General features: G+C 67.2%; 15 protein-coding genes. 10 read left to right on the top strand and 5 right to left on the bottom strand.

All coding sequences use genetic code 11. The features are described 5' to 3' along the window. The first annotated feature begins 44 nt into the window (after positions 1 to 44). The 4 genes from F8566_RS19315 to F8566_RS19300 all read left to right on the top strand — a co-directional run bounded on the left by F8566_RS19315 (position 45) and on the right by F8566_RS19300 (position 5,582). Positions 45 to 791 carry an ABC transporter ATP-binding protein gene (locus F8566_RS19315; RefSeq protein WP_225993335.1) on the top strand — a complete coding sequence of 249 codons (747 nt, stop codon included), beginning with the start codon at positions 45 to 47 and terminating at the stop codon, positions 789 to 791. 131 nt (positions 792 to 922) lie between these two features. Further along, entirely contained in the window at positions 923 to 1,972 is a 1,050-nt protein-coding gene (locus F8566_RS19310) for an iron-siderophore ABC transporter substrate-binding protein (RefSeq protein ID WP_151561693.1), read from the top strand. A gap of 2 nt (positions 1,973 to 1,974) precedes the next feature. Further along, positions 1,975 to 3,807 (top strand): ABC transporter ATP-binding protein, encoded by a 1,833-nt coding sequence (locus F8566_RS19305; RefSeq protein ID WP_151561691.1) that lies wholly within the window; start codon positions 1,975 to 1,977, stop codon positions 3,805 to 3,807. A 74-nt stretch (positions 3,808 to 3,881) separates the two neighbouring features. Further along, complete coding sequence (locus F8566_RS19300) at positions 3,882 to 5,582, top strand: ABC transporter transmembrane domain-containing protein (protein ID WP_151561689.1); 1,701 nt, start codon at positions 3,882 to 3,884, stop codon at positions 5,580 to 5,582. Between the two features lie 43 nt (positions 5,583 to 5,625). On the opposite strand, the gene F8566_RS49930 is transcribed toward F8566_RS19300, so the two are convergent. Together F8566_RS49930 and F8566_RS19290 are read right to left on the bottom strand one after the other, a co-directional pair. Next, complete coding sequence (locus tag F8566_RS49930; protein ID WP_192809749.1) at positions 5,626 to 6,180, bottom strand: hypothetical protein; 555 nt, start codon at positions 6,178 to 6,180, stop codon at positions 5,626 to 5,628. A gap of 211 nt (positions 6,181 to 6,391) precedes the next feature. Continuing rightward, complete coding sequence (locus F8566_RS19290; RefSeq protein WP_225993324.1) at positions 6,392 to 8,251, bottom strand: ABC transporter ATP-binding protein; 1,860 nt, start codon at positions 8,249 to 8,251, stop codon at positions 6,392 to 6,394. A 447-nt stretch (positions 8,252 to 8,698) separates the two neighbouring features. Here F8566_RS19290 and F8566_RS19285 point away from each other — a divergent pair, with 447 nt between their 5' ends. The 4 genes from F8566_RS19285 to F8566_RS19265 all read left to right on the top strand — a co-directional run bounded on the left by F8566_RS19285 (position 8,699) and on the right by F8566_RS19265 (position 13,338). Further along, complete coding sequence (locus tag F8566_RS19285; protein ID WP_151561685.1) at positions 8,699 to 9,703, top strand: hypothetical protein; 1,005 nt, start codon at positions 8,699 to 8,701, stop codon at positions 9,701 to 9,703. A 468-nt stretch (positions 9,704 to 10,171) separates the two neighbouring features. After that, positions 10,172 to 11,122 (top strand): endo alpha-1,4 polygalactosaminidase, encoded by a 951-nt coding sequence (locus tag F8566_RS19275; RefSeq protein ID WP_225993323.1) that lies wholly within the window; start codon positions 10,172 to 10,174, stop codon positions 11,120 to 11,122. 200 nt (positions 11,123 to 11,322) lie between these two features. Continuing rightward, positions 11,323 to 11,802 (top strand): hypothetical protein, encoded by a 480-nt coding sequence (locus tag F8566_RS19270; RefSeq protein WP_151561681.1) that lies wholly within the window; start codon positions 11,323 to 11,325, stop codon positions 11,800 to 11,802. A 723-nt stretch (positions 11,803 to 12,525) separates the two neighbouring features. Continuing rightward, positions 12,526 to 13,338 (top strand): endonuclease/exonuclease/phosphatase family protein, encoded by an 813-nt coding sequence (locus tag F8566_RS19265; protein ID WP_192809748.1) that lies wholly within the window; start codon positions 12,526 to 12,528, stop codon positions 13,336 to 13,338. Here the strand turns inward: F8566_RS19265 and F8566_RS52995 are convergent. Continuing rightward, the gene (locus F8566_RS52995; protein ID WP_404800320.1) at positions 13,329 to 13,520 is read right to left on the bottom strand and encodes a hypothetical protein; all 192 of its coding nucleotides are present in this window, start codon (positions 13,518 to 13,520) and stop codon (positions 13,329 to 13,331) included. The genes F8566_RS19265 and F8566_RS52995 overlap by 10 nt on opposite strands. Before the next feature lie 149 nt (positions 13,521 to 13,669). Here F8566_RS52995 and F8566_RS19255 point away from each other — a divergent pair, with 149 nt between their 5' ends. Beyond that, on the top strand, positions 13,670 to 14,248 hold the full coding sequence (locus F8566_RS19255; RefSeq protein ID WP_151561679.1) for a hypothetical protein: 579 nt from the start codon (positions 13,670 to 13,672) through the stop codon (positions 14,246 to 14,248). 544 nt (positions 14,249 to 14,792) lie between these two features. Here the strand turns inward: F8566_RS19255 and F8566_RS19250 are convergent. Further along, positions 14,793 to 15,809 (bottom strand): helix-turn-helix domain-containing protein, encoded by a 1,017-nt coding sequence (locus tag F8566_RS19250; protein WP_151561677.1) that lies wholly within the window; start codon positions 15,807 to 15,809, stop codon positions 14,793 to 14,795. Between the two features lie 129 nt (positions 15,810 to 15,938). Between F8566_RS19250 and F8566_RS19245 the strand changes: the two genes are divergently transcribed. Further along, complete coding sequence (locus tag F8566_RS19245; RefSeq protein ID WP_151561675.1) at positions 15,939 to 16,430, top strand: hypothetical protein; 492 nt, start codon at positions 15,939 to 15,941, stop codon at positions 16,428 to 16,430. Positions 16,431 to 16,852: 422 nt separating this feature from the next. Here the strand turns inward: F8566_RS19245 and F8566_RS19240 are convergent, their stop codons facing one another. Continuing rightward, the gene (locus tag F8566_RS19240; protein ID WP_151561673.1) at positions 16,853 to 17,566 is read right to left on the bottom strand and encodes a C39 family peptidase; all 714 of its coding nucleotides are present in this window, start codon (positions 17,564 to 17,566) and stop codon (positions 16,853 to 16,855) included. Between the last annotated feature and the right edge of the window lie 169 nt (positions 17,567 to 17,735).

Raw genomic sequence — 17,735 nt, 5'->3', positions numbered from 1 at the left:
CACCGCTGGAGGCTCGGGGCGTCACGGTCGGGTACGGCGGCCGGATGGTCATCGAGGACCTCGACGTGGCGATCCCGCCCGGGGTGATCACCACGATCATCGGCCCCAACGGCTGCGGGAAGTCGACCCTGCTGCGAACCCTGTCACGGCTGCTCAAGCCGGCGAAGGGCACCGTCGTGCTGGACGGCGCGGACATCGTCAAGCTCAAGACGAGGGACGTGGCGAAGAAGCTCGGCCTGCTGCCGCAGGCGCCGGTCGCACCGGATGGGCTGACGGTGGCCGACCTGGTCGCCAAGGGCCGCCATCCGCACCAGAGCTGGCTGCGGCAGTGGTCGTCGGACGACGCCGCCGTCGTGGAACGCGCGCTGGCCATGACCGGGGTGTCCGACCTGGCCGACCGCCCCGTCGACACGTTGTCGGGCGGGCAGCGCCAGCGCGTCTGGATCTCGATGACCCTGGCCCAGGGCACCGACCTGCTGTTGCTGGACGAGCCGACCACCTACCTGGACCTGGCGCACGCGATCGACGTGCTCGACCTGGTGGACGACCTGCACGAGTCGGGACGCACCGTGGTCATGGTGCTGCACGATCTCAACCTGGCCACCCGCTACAGCGACAACCTCATCGTGATGCGGGCGGGGTCGATCCTGGCCGAGGGGCATCCGCGCGACGTGATCACCGCCGAGCTGCTGTACGAGGCGTTCGGGCTGCGCGCCAAGGTGATCGACGACCCGGTGGGCGACCGGCCGCTCATCGTGCCGATGGGACGGGCCCACGTCCAGTCCGGCTAGATGGTGCCTTACAAGGCACGACACGCATGGACAAGATCAAAGTTAGGTTAGGCTGCCCTTATTTGTGCATGTTAAGGTTTGCCTGCCCTCATTCGGGGTGCAGGTGGACAGCGTGAAAGCAGGGATTTCGATTGGCCCTCCGACGAACGACACTGACGAAGTCCTGGCGGCACTTGGCGGCGATCCTGTCCGCCGCGACCCTCAGCGCCGGCCTCCTCGCGGGATGCGGCTCCGACTCGACGGACAAGCAGAGCGGCAGCGCCCCGGCCGCCGCGGGCGGCGTGTTCCCGGTCACCGTGGAGCACGCGTTCGGGTCCACGAAGATCGATAAGGCCCCGCAGCGGGTCGTCTCCGTCGGCTACACCGACGACCAGGCCATCCTGGCGCTCGGCATCAAGCCGGTCGGCATGGTGGACCAGTACCCGAACCCGCCCGGCAAGTCCCCCGACATCAACACCCAATGGCCCTGGGTGAAGGACAAGTGGGGCGACACCCGTCCCGAGGTCGTCATGAGCAACGGCGACTCCGGCCCGAACTTCGAGAAGATCGCCGCACTCCGCCCGGATCTGATCATCGCGGTCTACTCCGAGATCGACCAGGCCGCCTACGACAAGCTCTCCAAGATCGCCCCAACGGTGGGACGTACCAAGGCCGAGAAGGAGCCGTTCAGCGCGCCGTGGCAGGACAACGCGGTGCACATCGCCAAGGCGCTCGGCAAGGAGGCCGAGGGCACCCAGCAGGTGCAGGCGATCCAGGCCAAGCTCGACGCGGCCCGCAAGGCACACCCGGAGTTCGCGAACCAGACCGCCGTCGCGCTGTCCTGGTACAAGGACTCGGTCGCGCCGTTCACCACCACCGACGTGCGCGGACGGCTGATCTCGGGCATCGGTTTCAAGGGCGCCACGGAGATCGACAAGATCGCGGGCGGCAAGTTCTTCACCACGCTGTCCCCCGAACGCATCGACCTCATCGACGTCGACCGCATCTTCGTCATCAACGACCAGGCGGACCAGACGGCGCTGAAGAAGTTCAAGCTGTTCACCAACCTCTCCGCGGTCAAGAACGGAAAGGTGTCGTACCTGCTGGACAGCGAGGGTCCGGCGGTCGGCGCGGCCATGTCCCAGGGCACACTGCTGTCCCTGCCGTACGCGATCGACGAGATGGTCAAGTCGGTCGGCTAGGTGTGAGCCCCACCGACACCCGCACCGCCCAGGTGACCCTGCGCACGGCGACCGGACGAGAAGCCACCCGATGGGTCGCGGCGCACTGCCGCGAAGTGCCATGGCTGGCGTTCGCCACCGTGCTCACCACGGTGGCCGGGGCAGCGCTCCAGGTGCTGCCGGTGCTCCTGCTCGGCCGGGTCGTCGACGGGGTGGTCGAGGGCGACTCCCCGTCGACCCTGGTCACGATCGGTGCCCTGATGGTGGCCGCCGCGCTGCTCGGCGCGGCGGCCACCGCAGCGTCGACGTACCTCATCGGCCGGCTGGGCGCGGATCTCCTCGCACGGCTGCGGGAGGGCGCCGTCCGGGCGGTGCTGGGGATGCCGAGCGCACGGATCGAGCAGGTCGGCCGGGGAGACGTGCTCTCCAGGGTCGGCGACGACGTGGCCGTGCTGTCCAAAGGCATCCGGGCGGCCATTCCCACGATCTTCTCGGCGGGCGTGCTGGTCGTCATCGCCACCGCCGGCATGTTCGGCCTGGACTGGCGGCTCGGGCTGGCGGGCGCCGGCGCACTGCCCGCGTATGCGCTGGCCCTGCGCTGGTATCTCCCGAGGTCCGCCCCGCTCTACCGGAAGCAGCGGGTGGCCCAGGCCGACCGGGCGCAAGCGCTGATCAGCGGCCTGAACGGGATCGACACGGTCCGGGCATATCGCCTTGAGGACGCCTTCCGCGAAAAGGTCACCAGCGAGTCGTGGCGCGTGCGTGATCTCGGCATCGAGGTGTTCCGGCTCTTCGGCCGATTCGTCGGCCGGGAGAACCGCGCCGAGTTCATCGGTCTCGTCCTGATCATCGTGGTGGGCTACGCCCTGCTGGAAGCCGACGCCGCCAGCCTGGGCGAGGTGTCGGCAGCTCCTCTGATGTTCCACCGCCTGTTCAACCCCCTCGGCGCCATCATGTTCACCTTCGACGAGGCACAAAAGTCAGGCGCAAGCCTTACCCGGTTGGTCGGCGTCCTGGGAGAGCCCACGGAGGACCGCCTAGTAGGCGACCCAGCCGTAGCGACAGCCAATGCCATGCCAACGAACGCCGCGGCAGCCAACGCCGCGGCAGCCAACGTCACGGCGTACCCGGTGACGGTCGAAGGGCTGACATTCAGCTATCCCGGATCGGAAGAGCCGGTCCTGCGGGAGGTCGACCTGACGATCCCGGCCGGCGGCTCGCTCGCGCTGGTGGGCGCGACGGGCGCGGGCAAGACGACCCTGGCCGCGCTGATCGCGGGCATCGGGACCCCGCAGGCCGGATCGGTGCGCATCGGGTCGACCGATCTGGCCGATCTGGACGAGGCCGGGGCGCGGGCCCTGGTGAGCATCCTTACGCAGGAGACGCACGTGTTCTCCGGTCCGCTAGCCGACGACCTGCGCCTGGCCGCGCCGGACGCGACCGACGCCGAACTGACGAACGCCTTGCGCACGGTCGGCGCCGACGAATGGGTCGCCGCGCTGCCCGATGGGCTGGACACCATGGTCGGCGAGGGCGGCGAGCGCCTGGACGTCACCAAGGTCACCCAGATCGCCCTGGCCCGGCTGGTACTGGGTCGTTCGCCCGTGGTGGTGCTGGACGAGTCGACCGCGGAGGCGGGCAGCCAAGGCGCCGCTGAGCTGGAACGGGCAGTGCTGGCAGCGTGCAGAGGCCGCACCACGCTGTTCGTGGCGCACCGGCTGACCCAGGCTGTGGCGGCTGACCGAATCGCCGTACTCGACGCGGGTCGCATGGTGGAGCAGGGGACGCACGAGGAACTGGTGGCTCTGGGCGGCCGATACGCGCAACTGTGGCGAGCCTGGCGAGAAGGTAGCTAGACATTGGCCAACCTCCGGACCTTGCAAAATCCGTCCACCCCACCGAACCCCGGAAACAAGTGCGCGCCACCTCGATGACGACTCCCGACACGCAGCAGCCCCGCACGGGGTCCGAGATCCTCAGGACCGCGCTGCGCCGCAACGTCGGCGCCATGACCTGGGGCACCGTCCTCATGGGCATGTACCAAGCCGGTGAGACCGCCTTCCCCATCGCGCTCGGCCTGATCGTCGAGCACACGATGCGGGACCGAACCCCCGGCGCCCTCGCCCTGTCGATCGCCGCGCTCGCCGTGATCATCACGACCGTCTCGTTCTCCTGGCGGTTCGGGATGCGCGTCCTGCAGAAGGCCAACACGACCGAGGCGCACCACTGGCGGGTACGGGTCGCGGGCTGCGGGCTCCAGCCGGTGGCGAAGGACGTCGATCTCAAGTCCGGCGAGGTCCTGACCATCGCCACCGAGGACGCCGACCAGACCGCCGACATCATCGAGGTCGTCCCGCTGCTGATCAGCTCACTCGTCGCGGTGCTGATCGCGGCGATCGCGCTGGGCATGGCCAGCGTCCGGCTCGGCCTCCTGGTCATCGTCGGCACCGTCGCGATCCTGTCGATCCTGAGCGTGATGTCCAAGCGGATCGGCGCCGGCACCCAGGAGCAGCAGGCCCGTGTGGCCCGAGCTGGCGCGAAGGTCGCCGACCTGATCACCGGCCTGCGGCCGCTGCGCGGCTTCGGCGGCAACCACGCGGCCTTCCACTCCTACCGGAAGGTCAGCACGGAGGCGAAGCACCAGGCGATCACCGTCGCCAAGGTGAACGGCGCGTACGCGGGCACCGCCCTGGCCCTCAACGCGATCCTTGCCGCCGCCGTGACCCTGACCGCAGGCCGGCTCGCGTTCCAAGGCCAGATCACCATCGGAGAGCTCGTCATGGCCGTGGGTCTGGCGCAGTTCATCATGGAACCGCTCAAGCTGTTCTCCGAGATGCCGAAGTACGTGATGATCGCGCGCGCGTCGGCCGAGCGGATGGCGCTGGTCCTTGCTGCGCCCCCAGTGATGACCCCTGGACCGGAACGCCTGACCCCCAGCAGCGACCTCGAGGTCGACTGCGTCGGGTACGGGTCCCTGCGCAAGCTGAAATTCAAGGTGTCCGCCGGCGAGTTCGTGGCGATCGCCGCCTACCAGCCACGCGCGGCAGCCGACCTGGCGGCGATCCTGGCCGTCAACGTTCCTCCCAGCTCACACGACGGCATGGTGCGGATCGGCGGTCAGGACACGGCGAACCTGTCAATCGAAGCAATCCGCGAACACGTGCTGGTGAACCCGTACGACGGCGAGATCTTCGCGGGCACCCTCCGTACCAACATCGACCCGTCAGGCACCAGCCAGATGGTCGCCGAGGCCGTCGAGGCGTCCATGCTGACCGATGTCGTCGCCCTCCACCGCGAAGGCCTCGACTACGGCGTCCGCGACCGCGGCGCGAACCTCTCAGGCGGCCAGCGTCAACGACTGTCTCTGGCCCGCGCCCTGGCCGCCGACGCCGACATCCTCGTCCTGCACGACCCGACGACCGCCGTCGACGCAGTCACCGAACAGCTCATCGCCCGCAACATCGCCAAGCTACGCCGCGATCGCACCACCATCGTGCTAACGAGCAGCCCGCCCCTCCTGGACGCCGCCGACCGTGTCCTCGTCCTGGACGAAGGCGTCATAACCACGGAAGACACACACCGAAACCTCCTAAGCACCGACAAGGCCTACCGCCAAGCCGTAGCCCGGTGAGCAGTAGCCCGGCGCGTCCCGCCAACGAAGCCCCCATCGGCAGCTAATCGCGCGTGAGCTCTGGCGGGAGGGCGTCCTCGTCGGGCCCGACGCGGCGCGCGTTGACCAGCGGATTGCTCTCCAAGGCCCTGATCAACCCAGCGGCCCCGCCGATGTCGGTCCAGGCGTCGTCCCAGAGGGCGGAGACGAGCCAGGAGTGATCTGCGGGGAAGAACAGGTCGGGCAGCGCCCCTTCACCGCGCATGTGACCGGTCCGCCAGGTGAGGGCTTGTTCGGGCCCGGCCTCCACCAGCAGATAGGGCCAGTCCATGTAGAGGGACAACCTTGGGGCAAAGGGGAACACGATGTCGTGGGCGCCCGTGTCGAGGTAACCCAGCCACCAGGCCTGGTCAGGAGTGTGCGCGATGAGCTCGTCAACCACGGCACGCTCATGGGCCTCGATGCTGACGTGGTCAGGCGGGTAGAAGGTTGCGTAGGCGTCGAACACCGGCGGAATCGCCGTCGTGACCGAGAGGCCGGGCGTGGTCTGCCCAGCAAGCCAGGCGACATCGCGATCCGTACCGATTCGCCAGCTCCGCCCATCCTTGGAAACGTCCATATGAGGCCCATCCAAATCAATACAACCGGGCGACGCGACGTGCGGATGCTACCGAGCTCTTGCAGAGCGGCGTCAGCCCAGACGGTGCAAAACGGAAGTCAGCACTCACGTTCGCGAGCTGGTCGCCTTGGCCCTCGCTTACTCTGAACACTCAGCTATCTGTCTTTTGGCCGCTCCGGCGCACCAGCCGATCGGCGAAGGTGATTTTCGGTCATGCCGGGCGGCGGTCGAGGGTGTCCGGCGCGGCGTCGGGGGTGTCCGGCGCGGCTTCGTCGGTGAGGAAGCCGCCGGATTGGTGGTGCCATAGACGGGCATATGGGCCCTCGGCTTGAAGGAGTTGCCGGTGGGAACCCTGTTCAAGGACGCGGCCGCGGTCGAGGACGACCAGGCAGTCCATGCGGACGACCGTGCTCAGGCGGTGCGCGACGACCAGTGCGGTGCGGTCGCGCATCAGGCGCCACAGAGCCTCCTGGACGAGAAGTTCGCTCTCGGAGTCCAGTGCGCTGGTCGCCTCGTCCAGCAGCAGGATCGGGGCGTCCCGGAGGATGGCGCGGGCGAGAGCGACGCGCTGCCGCTGGCCTCCGGAGAGTTTGACGCCGCGTTCGCCCACCAGCGTGTCGAAGCCGTCCGGAAGGCTCTCGGCGAACTCGGTGACGTGTGCCGCCTGCGCGGCCTGGCGTACCTCGGCCTTGGTCGCACCCGGCCGGGCGAAGGCGATGTTGTCGTGCACTGACCGGTGGAACATCGCGGGTTCCTGCGGCACGTACGCGATCAGGCTCCGGAGGTCGGCCTGGCGCAGCCGGGCGATGTCTTGGCCGCCGATGAGGATCCGGCCGCCGTCGACGTCCATGAGGCGCAGCAGCAGCCGGGTGAGGGTCGTCTTGCCGCCGCCGGACCGGCCCACCAAGCCGACCTTGGCGCCACTGGGAATCTCCAGGTCCAGCCCATCGAACAGGGCCGGGCCGTCGCCGTGCGCGAAAAGCACCCGCTCGAAGCGGACCGCCGCGTCGGCCTGGCGCAACGGCTGAGGGTCGGGCGGGTCAACGACGGTCGGCGGACTCAGGAGCAACTCGGTGAACTGCGCGGCCTCGGTGAGCGTGCTCTCTATCCGCCGGTAGACCTGGTTGAACTCGAACATGATCCGGGTGGCGTTGGTGTAGTAGCTGAACGTCACCACGATGGCCTCAACCCCGAGTCCGCCTCGTAGTGCCACCGCGACGAGCAGCCCCAGCATGCTGGTCAGGATCGACATCGGGGCGACGATCGTGTCGACCCGAAGGTTGGCGTAGTCCCAGGAGCGCAGCGACAGCCGGGACTGCTCGGCGACCCGGACCCGGAACTCGGCGGCCTCCCGATCCTCGGCGGCGAACGCACGCACCGTCTCCATGTTGGCCATGACGTCGGCGACGTGGCCCGACACGCGTACCTTGGCCGCCTCGCGCTCGTCCACCAATGCCTGCCGGCGGCGGATGAACGGGGTGATGAGAAAGCCGGTGACAACGATCAGTCCCACGAGCACCAGGACCAGGACCGGGTGGTAACGCCACAGGATCACCGATGCGAAGGTAAGCGGGATCACGTTGGCAATGATCGAGAAAGTGAGGGTGTCGGCGAAGTGTTCGAATCCGCTGCAGAAGTTCAGAATCCGCTTGGTCAGTGAGCCGGCGAAGTTGTCATGGAAGAACGCGGGGTCTTTGGCGAACAACTCGTCCATTCCGGCGATGCCGAGCGACTCGATCCCTCGGGCGTCCACCCGGTTGAGAAAGTGCAACCCCACTCGCCACAGCGCCTCGCCCGCAAGCATCAGGCCACCGAAGCCAAGGACGTAGGGCAGGAGCGCGGCAAGGTCGCTCTCCCCGCCGTCGGCCAGATGCCCTACCAGAGCAGCCACCATCAGCGGTGTCAGGTAGAGCAGGCAGGTGTTGCCGAGCGCCGGCAGAGCCAACGCCGGAAGCGAGATCCGCCACTGACGGCGCAGCACCTCGCAGTAGTGGCGCAGTGCCAGCAGAACCGCTCGCTTCCGAGGCGACGGGCCGTTCCGGGAGCCACCTTGTACCCCTAGCACCGCCACCCGCCCTCCCACGCCGCCGCTTTCTCTATGCTGCATCGGGCCGTCTAGGACAGGCGAACAGTTTTCGCGGACGCTCCGGGCAATCACGTGGGCAGGACAAGGCGCTCGCAGTTCATTCGCCCGCGGATTCGGGCGTCATGCTTCCCAACCACATGGCGCAGTACCGCCACGACCACGAAACAAGCAGCGCGATCCCCATAAAGCGATCAACACCGGGGGTTCGGGAATCAAACTCCGCAAGTCCCCTGGCCGCGTCCCAAGAAGACCCCTGTAGCCGCCCCCGCGGGGACCAGTGCCGGCCGACGCGAACTGCTGGCCGTGCGGAGCCCGCGCACGCATGCGGCGCGGCGGGCGGCGCCGATGGCCGCCAGGCTGCTGATGGCTCCCCAAGGCCGTGTCCGAGGAAATGTCGTTGCCGGTGTGGAACGGCTGGGTCACGATCGCGCCATGGAACTCGACTGGGGCTATTTCCGCCGGCTGTACGAAGAGCTGCACGACCACCATGACGACGTCGGTGGGCGTCAGCGGTACCTGGTCGGTCAGCAGCGAATGGCGGCCGACCATCTGGCCGAGTTGGCGCCGTTGCGCAGGCGGGAGCGGATACCCGCCGGCGGGTACACCGGGGACGACGAACAACTATGGCGGATCATGAAGTTGTACGCGTTGAGCCGGGTCAGCGACTACCTGATCGAAATCTTCTGCCCGGAGGGGGACCCGCCCGCCGGGTTCGGTGTCACCGGAGGGCGTCCTGTCATCGAGAGCAGCAGCACCCGCAGGTTGGAGCTCGGCGGATGGCGGGTCAACGCCACTCCTGGCTGGCATGGATTTCGGAGGCTGGAGTTCGACGGGCTGGCTGTGCACACCAAGTTCTTCACTGATATCGGGCTGACCCCCTTCGAGCATGCCGAGGCGTTCTCCCCGTTCCACCACGAGATCTTCGCCGTGGTGCAGGATCCGGGCGCGACGCACGTGACGCTGGAGGAGGTGCTGTGGCCCGGTTTCTGGTTCGGTGACCTGCTGTTCAGCCGGGCCGGTGTGCGAGTGCGGGCACCGCGACACCTGATCGACGCCGCAGTGGCCACGACCTCGACGCTGTACTTCGCCTCCCGCCGCGAGCCTCGTCCGACCAGTGACCTGTCGCACGGCTGGGGTTCCAACTCGCAATGGCGAACGAGCTTCCACCGGTTCTACTCCGACGAGGAGGGTCTGCACCTCAACTGGGACGGCGAGGTGGACATCGGTGAGGACCCTCCGCGACGCCCGGCTGACCAACTCGACGACGATGGTCCGCTGGACCAGCGCCGGGAACTACTCCTGCACCGCTGTTTCGTCCGCAGCGCATTGCCACGCGATGAGGACGACCGGTTCCCTTACGACGACCGGCTCAGCCTCACCACCGCTGAGTGGCCACTACGCCCGGAGTCGATCGTGCAGGTGCCATGGACCCGATGAGGTTGCAATCACGGGAGACCAGGACAGAGGCCAGAAAGTTCATGGCCCAGGACTCTGCTGAAGCACTCGCAGAAGTCGCTCGTCCACAGCCCCGTTCCCGGAGAGGCGGGCGAAGGCGGCCATTGGACAACGTAGATTCAAGCTGAGTCTGACTGCGCCCATGCGTATGACAGAACGGCTGGCCCGGCGAAGTGTTGGCGTCCGGCCGTAGCCACGGCGACACATCCACGGCCGACGCCAGACACCCACCCGTCGCTGCTCGGCAACGGTGCCAGCGCACTCCGTGACTTGGCTCGTGCGTTCAGCCGTAGATCGTGATCCTCACTCTGGGACACCGCCTTGCTGCTGGTAACCGGATGCTGCGGGTCGAGGAGGATCAGAAGGCCGACCGCCAGTCGCGTTGCATGGGAGCGGAATGAGGCTCGCCCGCGTCCCAGGATGATCGAGCCGTTTTTCAAAGGGGGCGGCGTGATACGGCGCTTTATCGGGTTTGTCATCCTGGTCGCTGCAGCGCTGGTGGGGTGCGCACAGGAGGACGATCCGGCGCCACGAACGGGGTCGAGCTGGTGGAGGCCCGCGCCCGGGCAGGTCTCGGACTGGGACTGGCAGATCGATCAGCCGTACGACCTGTCCGCGCGCCGCGCCATGTACGACCTCGACCTGTTCGATCTGGCCCCGGCGGGATCGCGGCTACGGTACCCCGACGGCGAGGTGATCGAGGTTCCGGCGGGTCCGCTGGCCCACATGGTCGAATCACTGCACGCCCGGACGCCCCGGCCGATCGTGATCTGTTACGTCGACACCGGGGCTTACGAGCACTACCGGCCCGACGCTCACAGGTTTCCCGGCCACCGGAAGCGAGTGGCCGCACTGCCGAACCGGCCCCGTCCGCCCGCTCCCGGCTCGGTCATCGGCTGGGACACCGGCTGGGACGGCGAGCGGTGGCTGGACATCCGCGCATCCTCACGTGGGGCCTTCGCCGAGGTCATCTGGGCCCGGCTCGACCTGGCCAAGAGAATGGGCTGCGACGGGGTGGAACCGGATCAGAACAACCCGCTCGGCAACGACCCGGGCTTTGCGATCACGCTGGCCGACCAGCACTCCTGGTATCGCGAGGTCGCCACGCAGGCGCACGCCAGGGGCCTGTCGGTGGGCATGAAGAACGGTCACGACCAGCCCGGTTCGGCCGCTGCGCTGGTCGACGTGTTCGACTGGGCGCTGCCTGAGGAATGCGCCGAGTTCGACGAGTGTGCAGAACTCGACGTCTTCATCGATCGGGGCAAGGCCGTCTTCGCAGTCGACTACAAAGGCTCAGTCGATCCCGCGGCGGCCTGTCGCCTCCACCGCACGCACAACTTTGACGGCCTCGTTAAAGACGAGCCGCCCACAGCCGCCTACCGGACACGATGCCGCAACTGAACGGGCCCCAATACCGCACCTGAACAGGCGTCGTGACATCCATCAGGCGCGGAACGGACGTGTCCCTTTACCGAGAGCGACCTGGACGTACTCGCAGTGATTGCGATCCTTACCAGCGCATGGTCATCGGTTCCCGCTGTTTGGTCGGGAGGAACGCTTCGCCGCCAAGCGAAGATGTCCAGTGGGCAGGATGATCACTAATGACCGACTGCTATGCCGTCCTGGAGGCCGAACCGGGTAAGTCGGTGTGGCTGGAGATCTGCCGGCTCGCCGAGGGGATGCCCGACGCCGGCGTGGCCGAGGTCGCTGATCGACTGCGGGCTTGGCCTGCTCGTTCTCGCCCGATGCCCGACCGTTGGTGGGCACAGTGGCAAGCAGGCGACCACCGGCCTTGGCACGCGCTCGCCACGCACCGCCGGTTGTGTCAGCTCGGGAAGTACTTCTACGTGAGCGTGGCGGCCTGTCCCCATGACCTCGGCCTGCTGCTGGCCGGGTCGGGCGCGACGAGCAACAGTGATCAAGGCGAGGTGCTCCTGCTCAGCCTTACGCCCGAGATTGAGACCGTCACCTCGGGCCGTGATGCCGCCTCCAACCTGGTGCCCTCGCTGGCACAGCAGGCCACGGCGGTCGAGGCGCTGTTCAGTCCCGACGGTTCGCAGGTGATCGTGAGTTTCTCTTGACCAGCGGCGGCGATGAACCGGAAGACGCGTTCGAGATGGATTTCGTCCGCGTCGCCCAAAGCGGTGATGGTCGGCTGATCGTGGGTGGCAGCCCCGGTGGCTCACGCGGCGGCCGTGGCCGAGGCGGCCACGGGCAAGGTCGTGCTGAACGCCGGCGGGGCGACCGGACCGGTCGCCTTAGACGCAGATGGCCGTCTGCCGGCCTATGCCTCCCATCCTCCCCAGACGCGTGCGGCCTGGTCGCCGCCGGAGGCGACAGGCCTACGGCATGCCTTCTCACCCTGGACCAGGGCAAGCTGACCGGCGCATCGCTGGTCAGCGCGGCCGATCCGGGACTCGTCCTGGACGCGACCTCACCGTTCGCCAGGTTCGCTGCCAGAGCGTGCCCCAGACGGCCGCGTGTTGGTCGCATCCGGGCCCACCGGCGTCATCAACGCCTGGTTCATCAGCTCACTCGCAACGTCGTGAGATCCCGCCCGAACGGACGCGATCTCGTCGACCACGCTCAGGTCCGCGACCAGAGAAAAGGCAACTCTGTGTGATATTCCACGTTCATGCTTACCTGACCGACTGTGTGATCAAGGGAGTCACCCACAGGGCGAGCATCCGTGTCACCAACTGGGCACGGTCAACGCGGGGCGCTCGCTGCGACGCCCCAAAGCGCGGGCCGCCTGCTCAGCGGTCAGGCCCACCACTACGTGACAGCCATTAGGTTCATACCCTGTGCGGATCATCTCTCTTAACGCCTGGGGCGGCGCGATGTTCGACGAACTCGCCCGCTGGCTCGACACATGCGGCGCCGACATCCTCTGCCTCCAGGAAGTCACCCACACCGCGGCCGTCGGCGGCTGGACACGCTTCGACGACGCTGAACGGTCGCTGCCACAGCGAGCAGACCTCCTGAACGACATTCGTTCGCTGCTCCCCCGTCACCACGGGCTCTTCACCGCCAGCGACGCCGGCCCGGTCCGCGACCAGGAAGGCCGTTGGCATCAGCAGGATTTCGGACTGGCGGCCTTCGTCGCCGAGACACTGCCCATCGTCGGCACGCGATCCGCGTTCGTACACGGCGACTACGTCGAACACCAAGACCAATGGCCGGCCGGTGGCCGCCCCCGCGCCGCTCAGGCCGTGCGTGTCTTCGACCGCCAGGCCCAGCGGTTCGTCACCGTCGTCAATATCCACGGCCTGCGAGACCCACGTGGGAAGGGCGACACTCCGGCTCGGCGTACGCAGGCCAAACGGCTCGCGGACCTCATCACCGGCGTGCGCGAGGACGGTGACCTGACGGTGGTGTGCGGCGACTTCAACCTGCTGCCCGACAGCGAGACGTTCCAGGTCCTCGCAGGGCTCGGGCTGGTCGATCTGGTCCGGGACGCCGACACCCGGACCTCCCGCTATCCCAAACCACTCCGCCATGCCAGTTATCTGCTGGTATCCGAGCCCACCGCTGTCCGGCAGTTCGAGATCGTCACCGAACCCGAAGTATCAGACCACCGCGCCTTGATGCTCGACCTGTCAGCTTCTCAGGGCTGAAGCCCCGAGCTTGCGGCTACGTCTCGGACTTGCTGCCAGGTGCATGCTGCGTCTTGGCCCGTGCCTGTTTCAGGTGGGGGGCCGGGACGGATGACTGCCGCCCCCGCGGTTGACATGGTTCCGTTTGTCGTGTGGCCGCAGTCGGCGCACATCTGGGAGGTGTAGGCGAGGTCGACGAACACCACGGGCACGCCCGCGCGGGCGGCCTTGTCAGCAGCCGAAGTCGCTTGGAAGGTGGCCGGACGCTTGAAGCTCCGCAATTGTCTGCTGCCGAGCCTGGTCCAAGTGGCCACAGTCGTGAACGACCGCGATTGTTGCGATCATGTCTCGCGTGGAACTTGATGAGATCAGCACGACGGCCCGCAGGGTTGCGGCTGCGTTCGACATGAGTCCGCCCCAGGTCGAGGCAGGGCGTACAGCACGTTGGTCGCCGACAGGGGTCAGCCTCCGGGAACGCGGTGGAAGCCTCGTGCTGATCATCGGGCCACAGTTCCACACGCTGCAATCTGCAGACGCGGACGCGGCCCTGGCGGAAATCTGCGCCGGTTACAAGATCCACCCTCGTACTTTTCGTAGGCTCGGGCTCGCGTTCCTGGCTTTGCTCGCTTTCCTGGTCATCGCCATGTCGCTGGCGAATTTCCAAACCGACGTTCCTGGCTGGGGCAACGTCTTGGGAGTCGGTCTGCTCCTTGTCGGGTGGCTGCTCATTCTTGTCCCGTGGCTGCGATGGTTCACCTATCAGATAGACCGTGAAATCTTCGAAGCGCTCGGCTGGCCTGTCGTCCATGCAGCGCTCGACTTTGACCGTAGGAACCCATTGAAGGTACCCCTCCGCTGGTTGACCCCTGGTGTCGCAACGCGTAGGAATCGCCTTGCCACCAGACACCAGTTTCAGCCCCCGGTGCCTTAGACCTGGATGAACTGTTCGTCGCTTCTGGGCCGCCCGCAGGTGCGGGCAGCTGTGGGCTGGCTATGCGGCGGGACTGGGCGGGACAGGCCGCGTGCGCGGGGCGGACGGCCGCTGGCGGCGCCCTTAAGGACGTACGGCTGGATGCGGCCCTCGGCAGCGATGGATCAGCCGACTTGTTGCTGGTCCTCGTAGCGGCGGCGCCATGCTGTGGAGCGCACGGCGTATGCCGGAGGTGTTCGGCTTCGAATTCCTCGGCTGACCAATCGTCGGAGCCTACTTCGGCTTCAAGGGTTGATTCGTAGGACCAGGCATGGCGGCCGTCGACGCGGTCGAGCTCGCACAACGGCTATCGCGCGGCGAGCGATACCCAGCCACCAGCGTTTCCACTGGCGCGGGGAATGCGGCGGCTGGTCGGCGGTCAGAAGGTGGTCTCCGTAGAGCGCCTAACGCCCGTGCTCCGCCGGCAGGGTTGGCGGACAACGGTGCCGTTGGCTTTGCCGAACGGGGTCCTGTGGCAGCCCTTGACGTTATGGAAGAGGGTCTTTCAGAAAAACGATCTGGCTGGAATCGGGGCATCGAGGCTTTCGAAGGGCGACGCGGAGTGCTTGAGGAAGACCCGGCCGATCAGCTCGGTGCGGCTGCGGGTGCCGGTCTTGCTGAAGATGGACTTCAGGTGGTCCTGGACGGTGTAAGGCGAGACATGCAGGGCCTCGGCGATCTCCTTCGTGGACAGGCCGGTCAGGCAGAGTCGGGCAATCCTTCGCTCGGAGCCTGACAGGCCGTAGGCGTGGGCGATGAGCGGGGCGAGCTCGTGGGGCGCAGCGGGTTGGATGACGACCGCGACGCCGTGGTCGGAAAGCCTGGTCCCGTACAGGCTGAGCCACTGGCCCGAACGGGTCCGGACGCGGGAGCGGGCCGGAAGCGCCGTGCCCCCGCGGGTGCGAGCCGCGATGATCGTGACCATCGTGGATTCGGCCGGGCTCTTGGGCGGCGGCATCTCGACCATGTCCTCGATCCAGCGCTCGGCCGCCGCCGAGATCGACTCGACGCCGCCCCGTTCGTCGAACACCACGATGCCCGGGAGGCCATCGCTCGGGGTGGCGTCCATCGCCGACGAGATCAGCAGGGTGCGCCGCAGCCCGTCCGCGATCGGCTCAGAGAGCGCGGCGAGCGCCCGCACCTCGTCCTCGCCGAAGCGGGGGCGCTCCGGGCCCCGGAGGAATGCGGTCGCGCCCCAGCAGACTCCGTCAATCACGCAGGACGCGCGCAGCTCGCCCCCGGAAAGAGTCGGCGTCCGATGGTCGGGACATGACCAGTGGTTGAGGTCCTCTGGAGGAAATTCGTCATCGCCGGATCCTGAATTTGCACGGCGCATGTTTCTGGCCAGGATTCCGGTGAATGACAGGGTTCCCGGATCGACCGTGTACCAGCGGCAGCGGTCGAACACGACAAGGCGATTCAACGCCTTGCTCACCTGTGTCGCGAAGCCGACCCAATCAAGGTCGGAGCGCCCAAAACGTTCGATTTCACTTCGCACCCGGCGCAGCAGTTCTCGATTCACCGATCCATCGTAGGCTTCGCCCCGCTATCCCAGAATCCTGGGATAGCCCCCCGCGCCTCTGGCAGATCAAATATGGGCCATATCGAAAATTGAGGGGGACCGATGAAGCATCGAAAACGAGCCACTGTGATGGCGCTCGCGCTGGCCGCAGCGAGCTTCGGCGTGACGGGGACCGCGTCTGCGGACCCGCCCGACGACAAGGCCGCCATACACAAGGTGCGGGAATGGACAAAGAAGTATCTTTCGGTGGAGAAGGCCAAGGCCGACGGATTCAGGTTGGCCGGCGGGTGCGTACCGGGAATGGGCTACCACTTCGTCAAGGCCAACCGGGTGGACAGGAGGCTCATCCCGTTCGAACCGGAGGCACTGGTCTACGCCCCGAGCCGTAAGGGCCTGAAGTTGGCGGCGGTGGAATACCTCTTCATCGACAGGGACAACGACATCCACACCGGCGGCGACCGCCCGAAGCTTTTCGGCCACTACTGGTTCGACGGCCCGATGCTGGGCCACGAACCCGGCATGCCGGTCCATTACGACCTGCACGTGTGGGCCTGGCTGAAGAACCCGTACGGGAACTTCTCGACCCACAACCCGCGGGTCAAGTGCCCGCGTTCCAGGTAGCACAAATCAGATAGGGCGGGCGGCCCGCAAAGGCCGGCCCGCCCATCTGCCTCTCTCGAACACCGAGCCTTACATCGGATTGACCACCCATTGCCGTCGCCGTTGGGCTGGGCGCGGCGCATGAGTCTCTCGAACGCCTGAACCGTCCCCGCGAGCATGCGGGCGCGGACATGCCTCGATGCGGAGCCATGGGCCAGTGAGCGGGCCGCAGGCGACCTTCGGAACGCACGCCCGGACCCCAGTCATGACGGATGGCCCGTCCACCACCTCGTGGACGGGCCATCCATCATGTGGACGGGCCGCTTCGTCGTGCGGACGGGCCGTTCGTCACGGCGACGGGCCGTTCGTCATGGCGACGGGCCGTTCGTCATGGCGACGGGCCGTTCGTCACCCGGCTCGGTTGGCTCGGGCGAGGGGCAGTCTCACCAGACGACGACGAACTTGCCGGCGTAGGCGATCTTTTCCCACTTGGTGGGCTTGAGCTTGCGCTTGCCGTGCGCCGGGTCCCAGATCAGGTAGGTCGAGTCGTCCCAGTTGGTGGTGTCGTCGAAGCCGTAGACCACCACGTAGTGGGCGACCGCCTTGCCGGCCTTCGGGTACCAGCTCTTCTTGGCGTAGACGGTGAGGATGAGCGGACCCTGGCCCCGGGCGTAGGCGTAGCGCGTCGCGTTCCAGAGGTTGTAGTTCTTGACGTTCCGGTGCGCCTTGTACTTGGTGCCCTTGGTCTTCCACGCCTTGTTGATGTAGTTGGTCATCTCGCGGCCCATCGCGATCGGCGAGGTGAAGCCGATCTTGTCGGTGGCCATCTTCTTCGCGAGGGAGGCCTGCGTGCCGCCACCGACCTTGGCGTGGTAGCTCAGGGCGCTTGCGGCCGCGGCCGGGCCGCACCAGTTCTTCTTCTTCTGCTTCTGGCCCTTGATCTTCATGGTCTTCCAGTAAGCCGCCGCGGTGGCCTCGTCGGACGGCGGCTCCCAGAGGATCTTCCAGTTGTGCTTCGCGGCGGTCGGCGCCTGGGCGGCGGCGGGGGCCTTCGGCGTGGTGGGGGCCTGTGGAGCGGCGAAGGCTATCGAGGGAGTGGCCGTCGCGACGCCGGCCGCGACGAGCACGGAGGCGACACGAGTGGATGCACGGGCCATGGTCTCTCCAGGGGTACGGGAATCTTGCGGGGAAGGATGAGCCAGGACGGAGTATGGCAAACCTGCGATCCTGCCTGGTAGAAGCGCAGGGTCTATCTTCTCAGTCGCCCCATGGGTCCCAAGAACTACCGATGGCTCTGAGATCCCCCGCAGTGGTGGTCGGTGGTGC

It is taken from the genome of Actinomadura rudentiformis, from assembly GCF_008923185.1.
GTDB classification, from domain to species: Bacteria; Actinomycetota; Actinomycetes; order Streptosporangiales; family Streptosporangiaceae; genus Spirillospora; species Spirillospora rudentiformis.
This window is presented reverse-complemented; position numbering and strand designations above follow the sequence as displayed.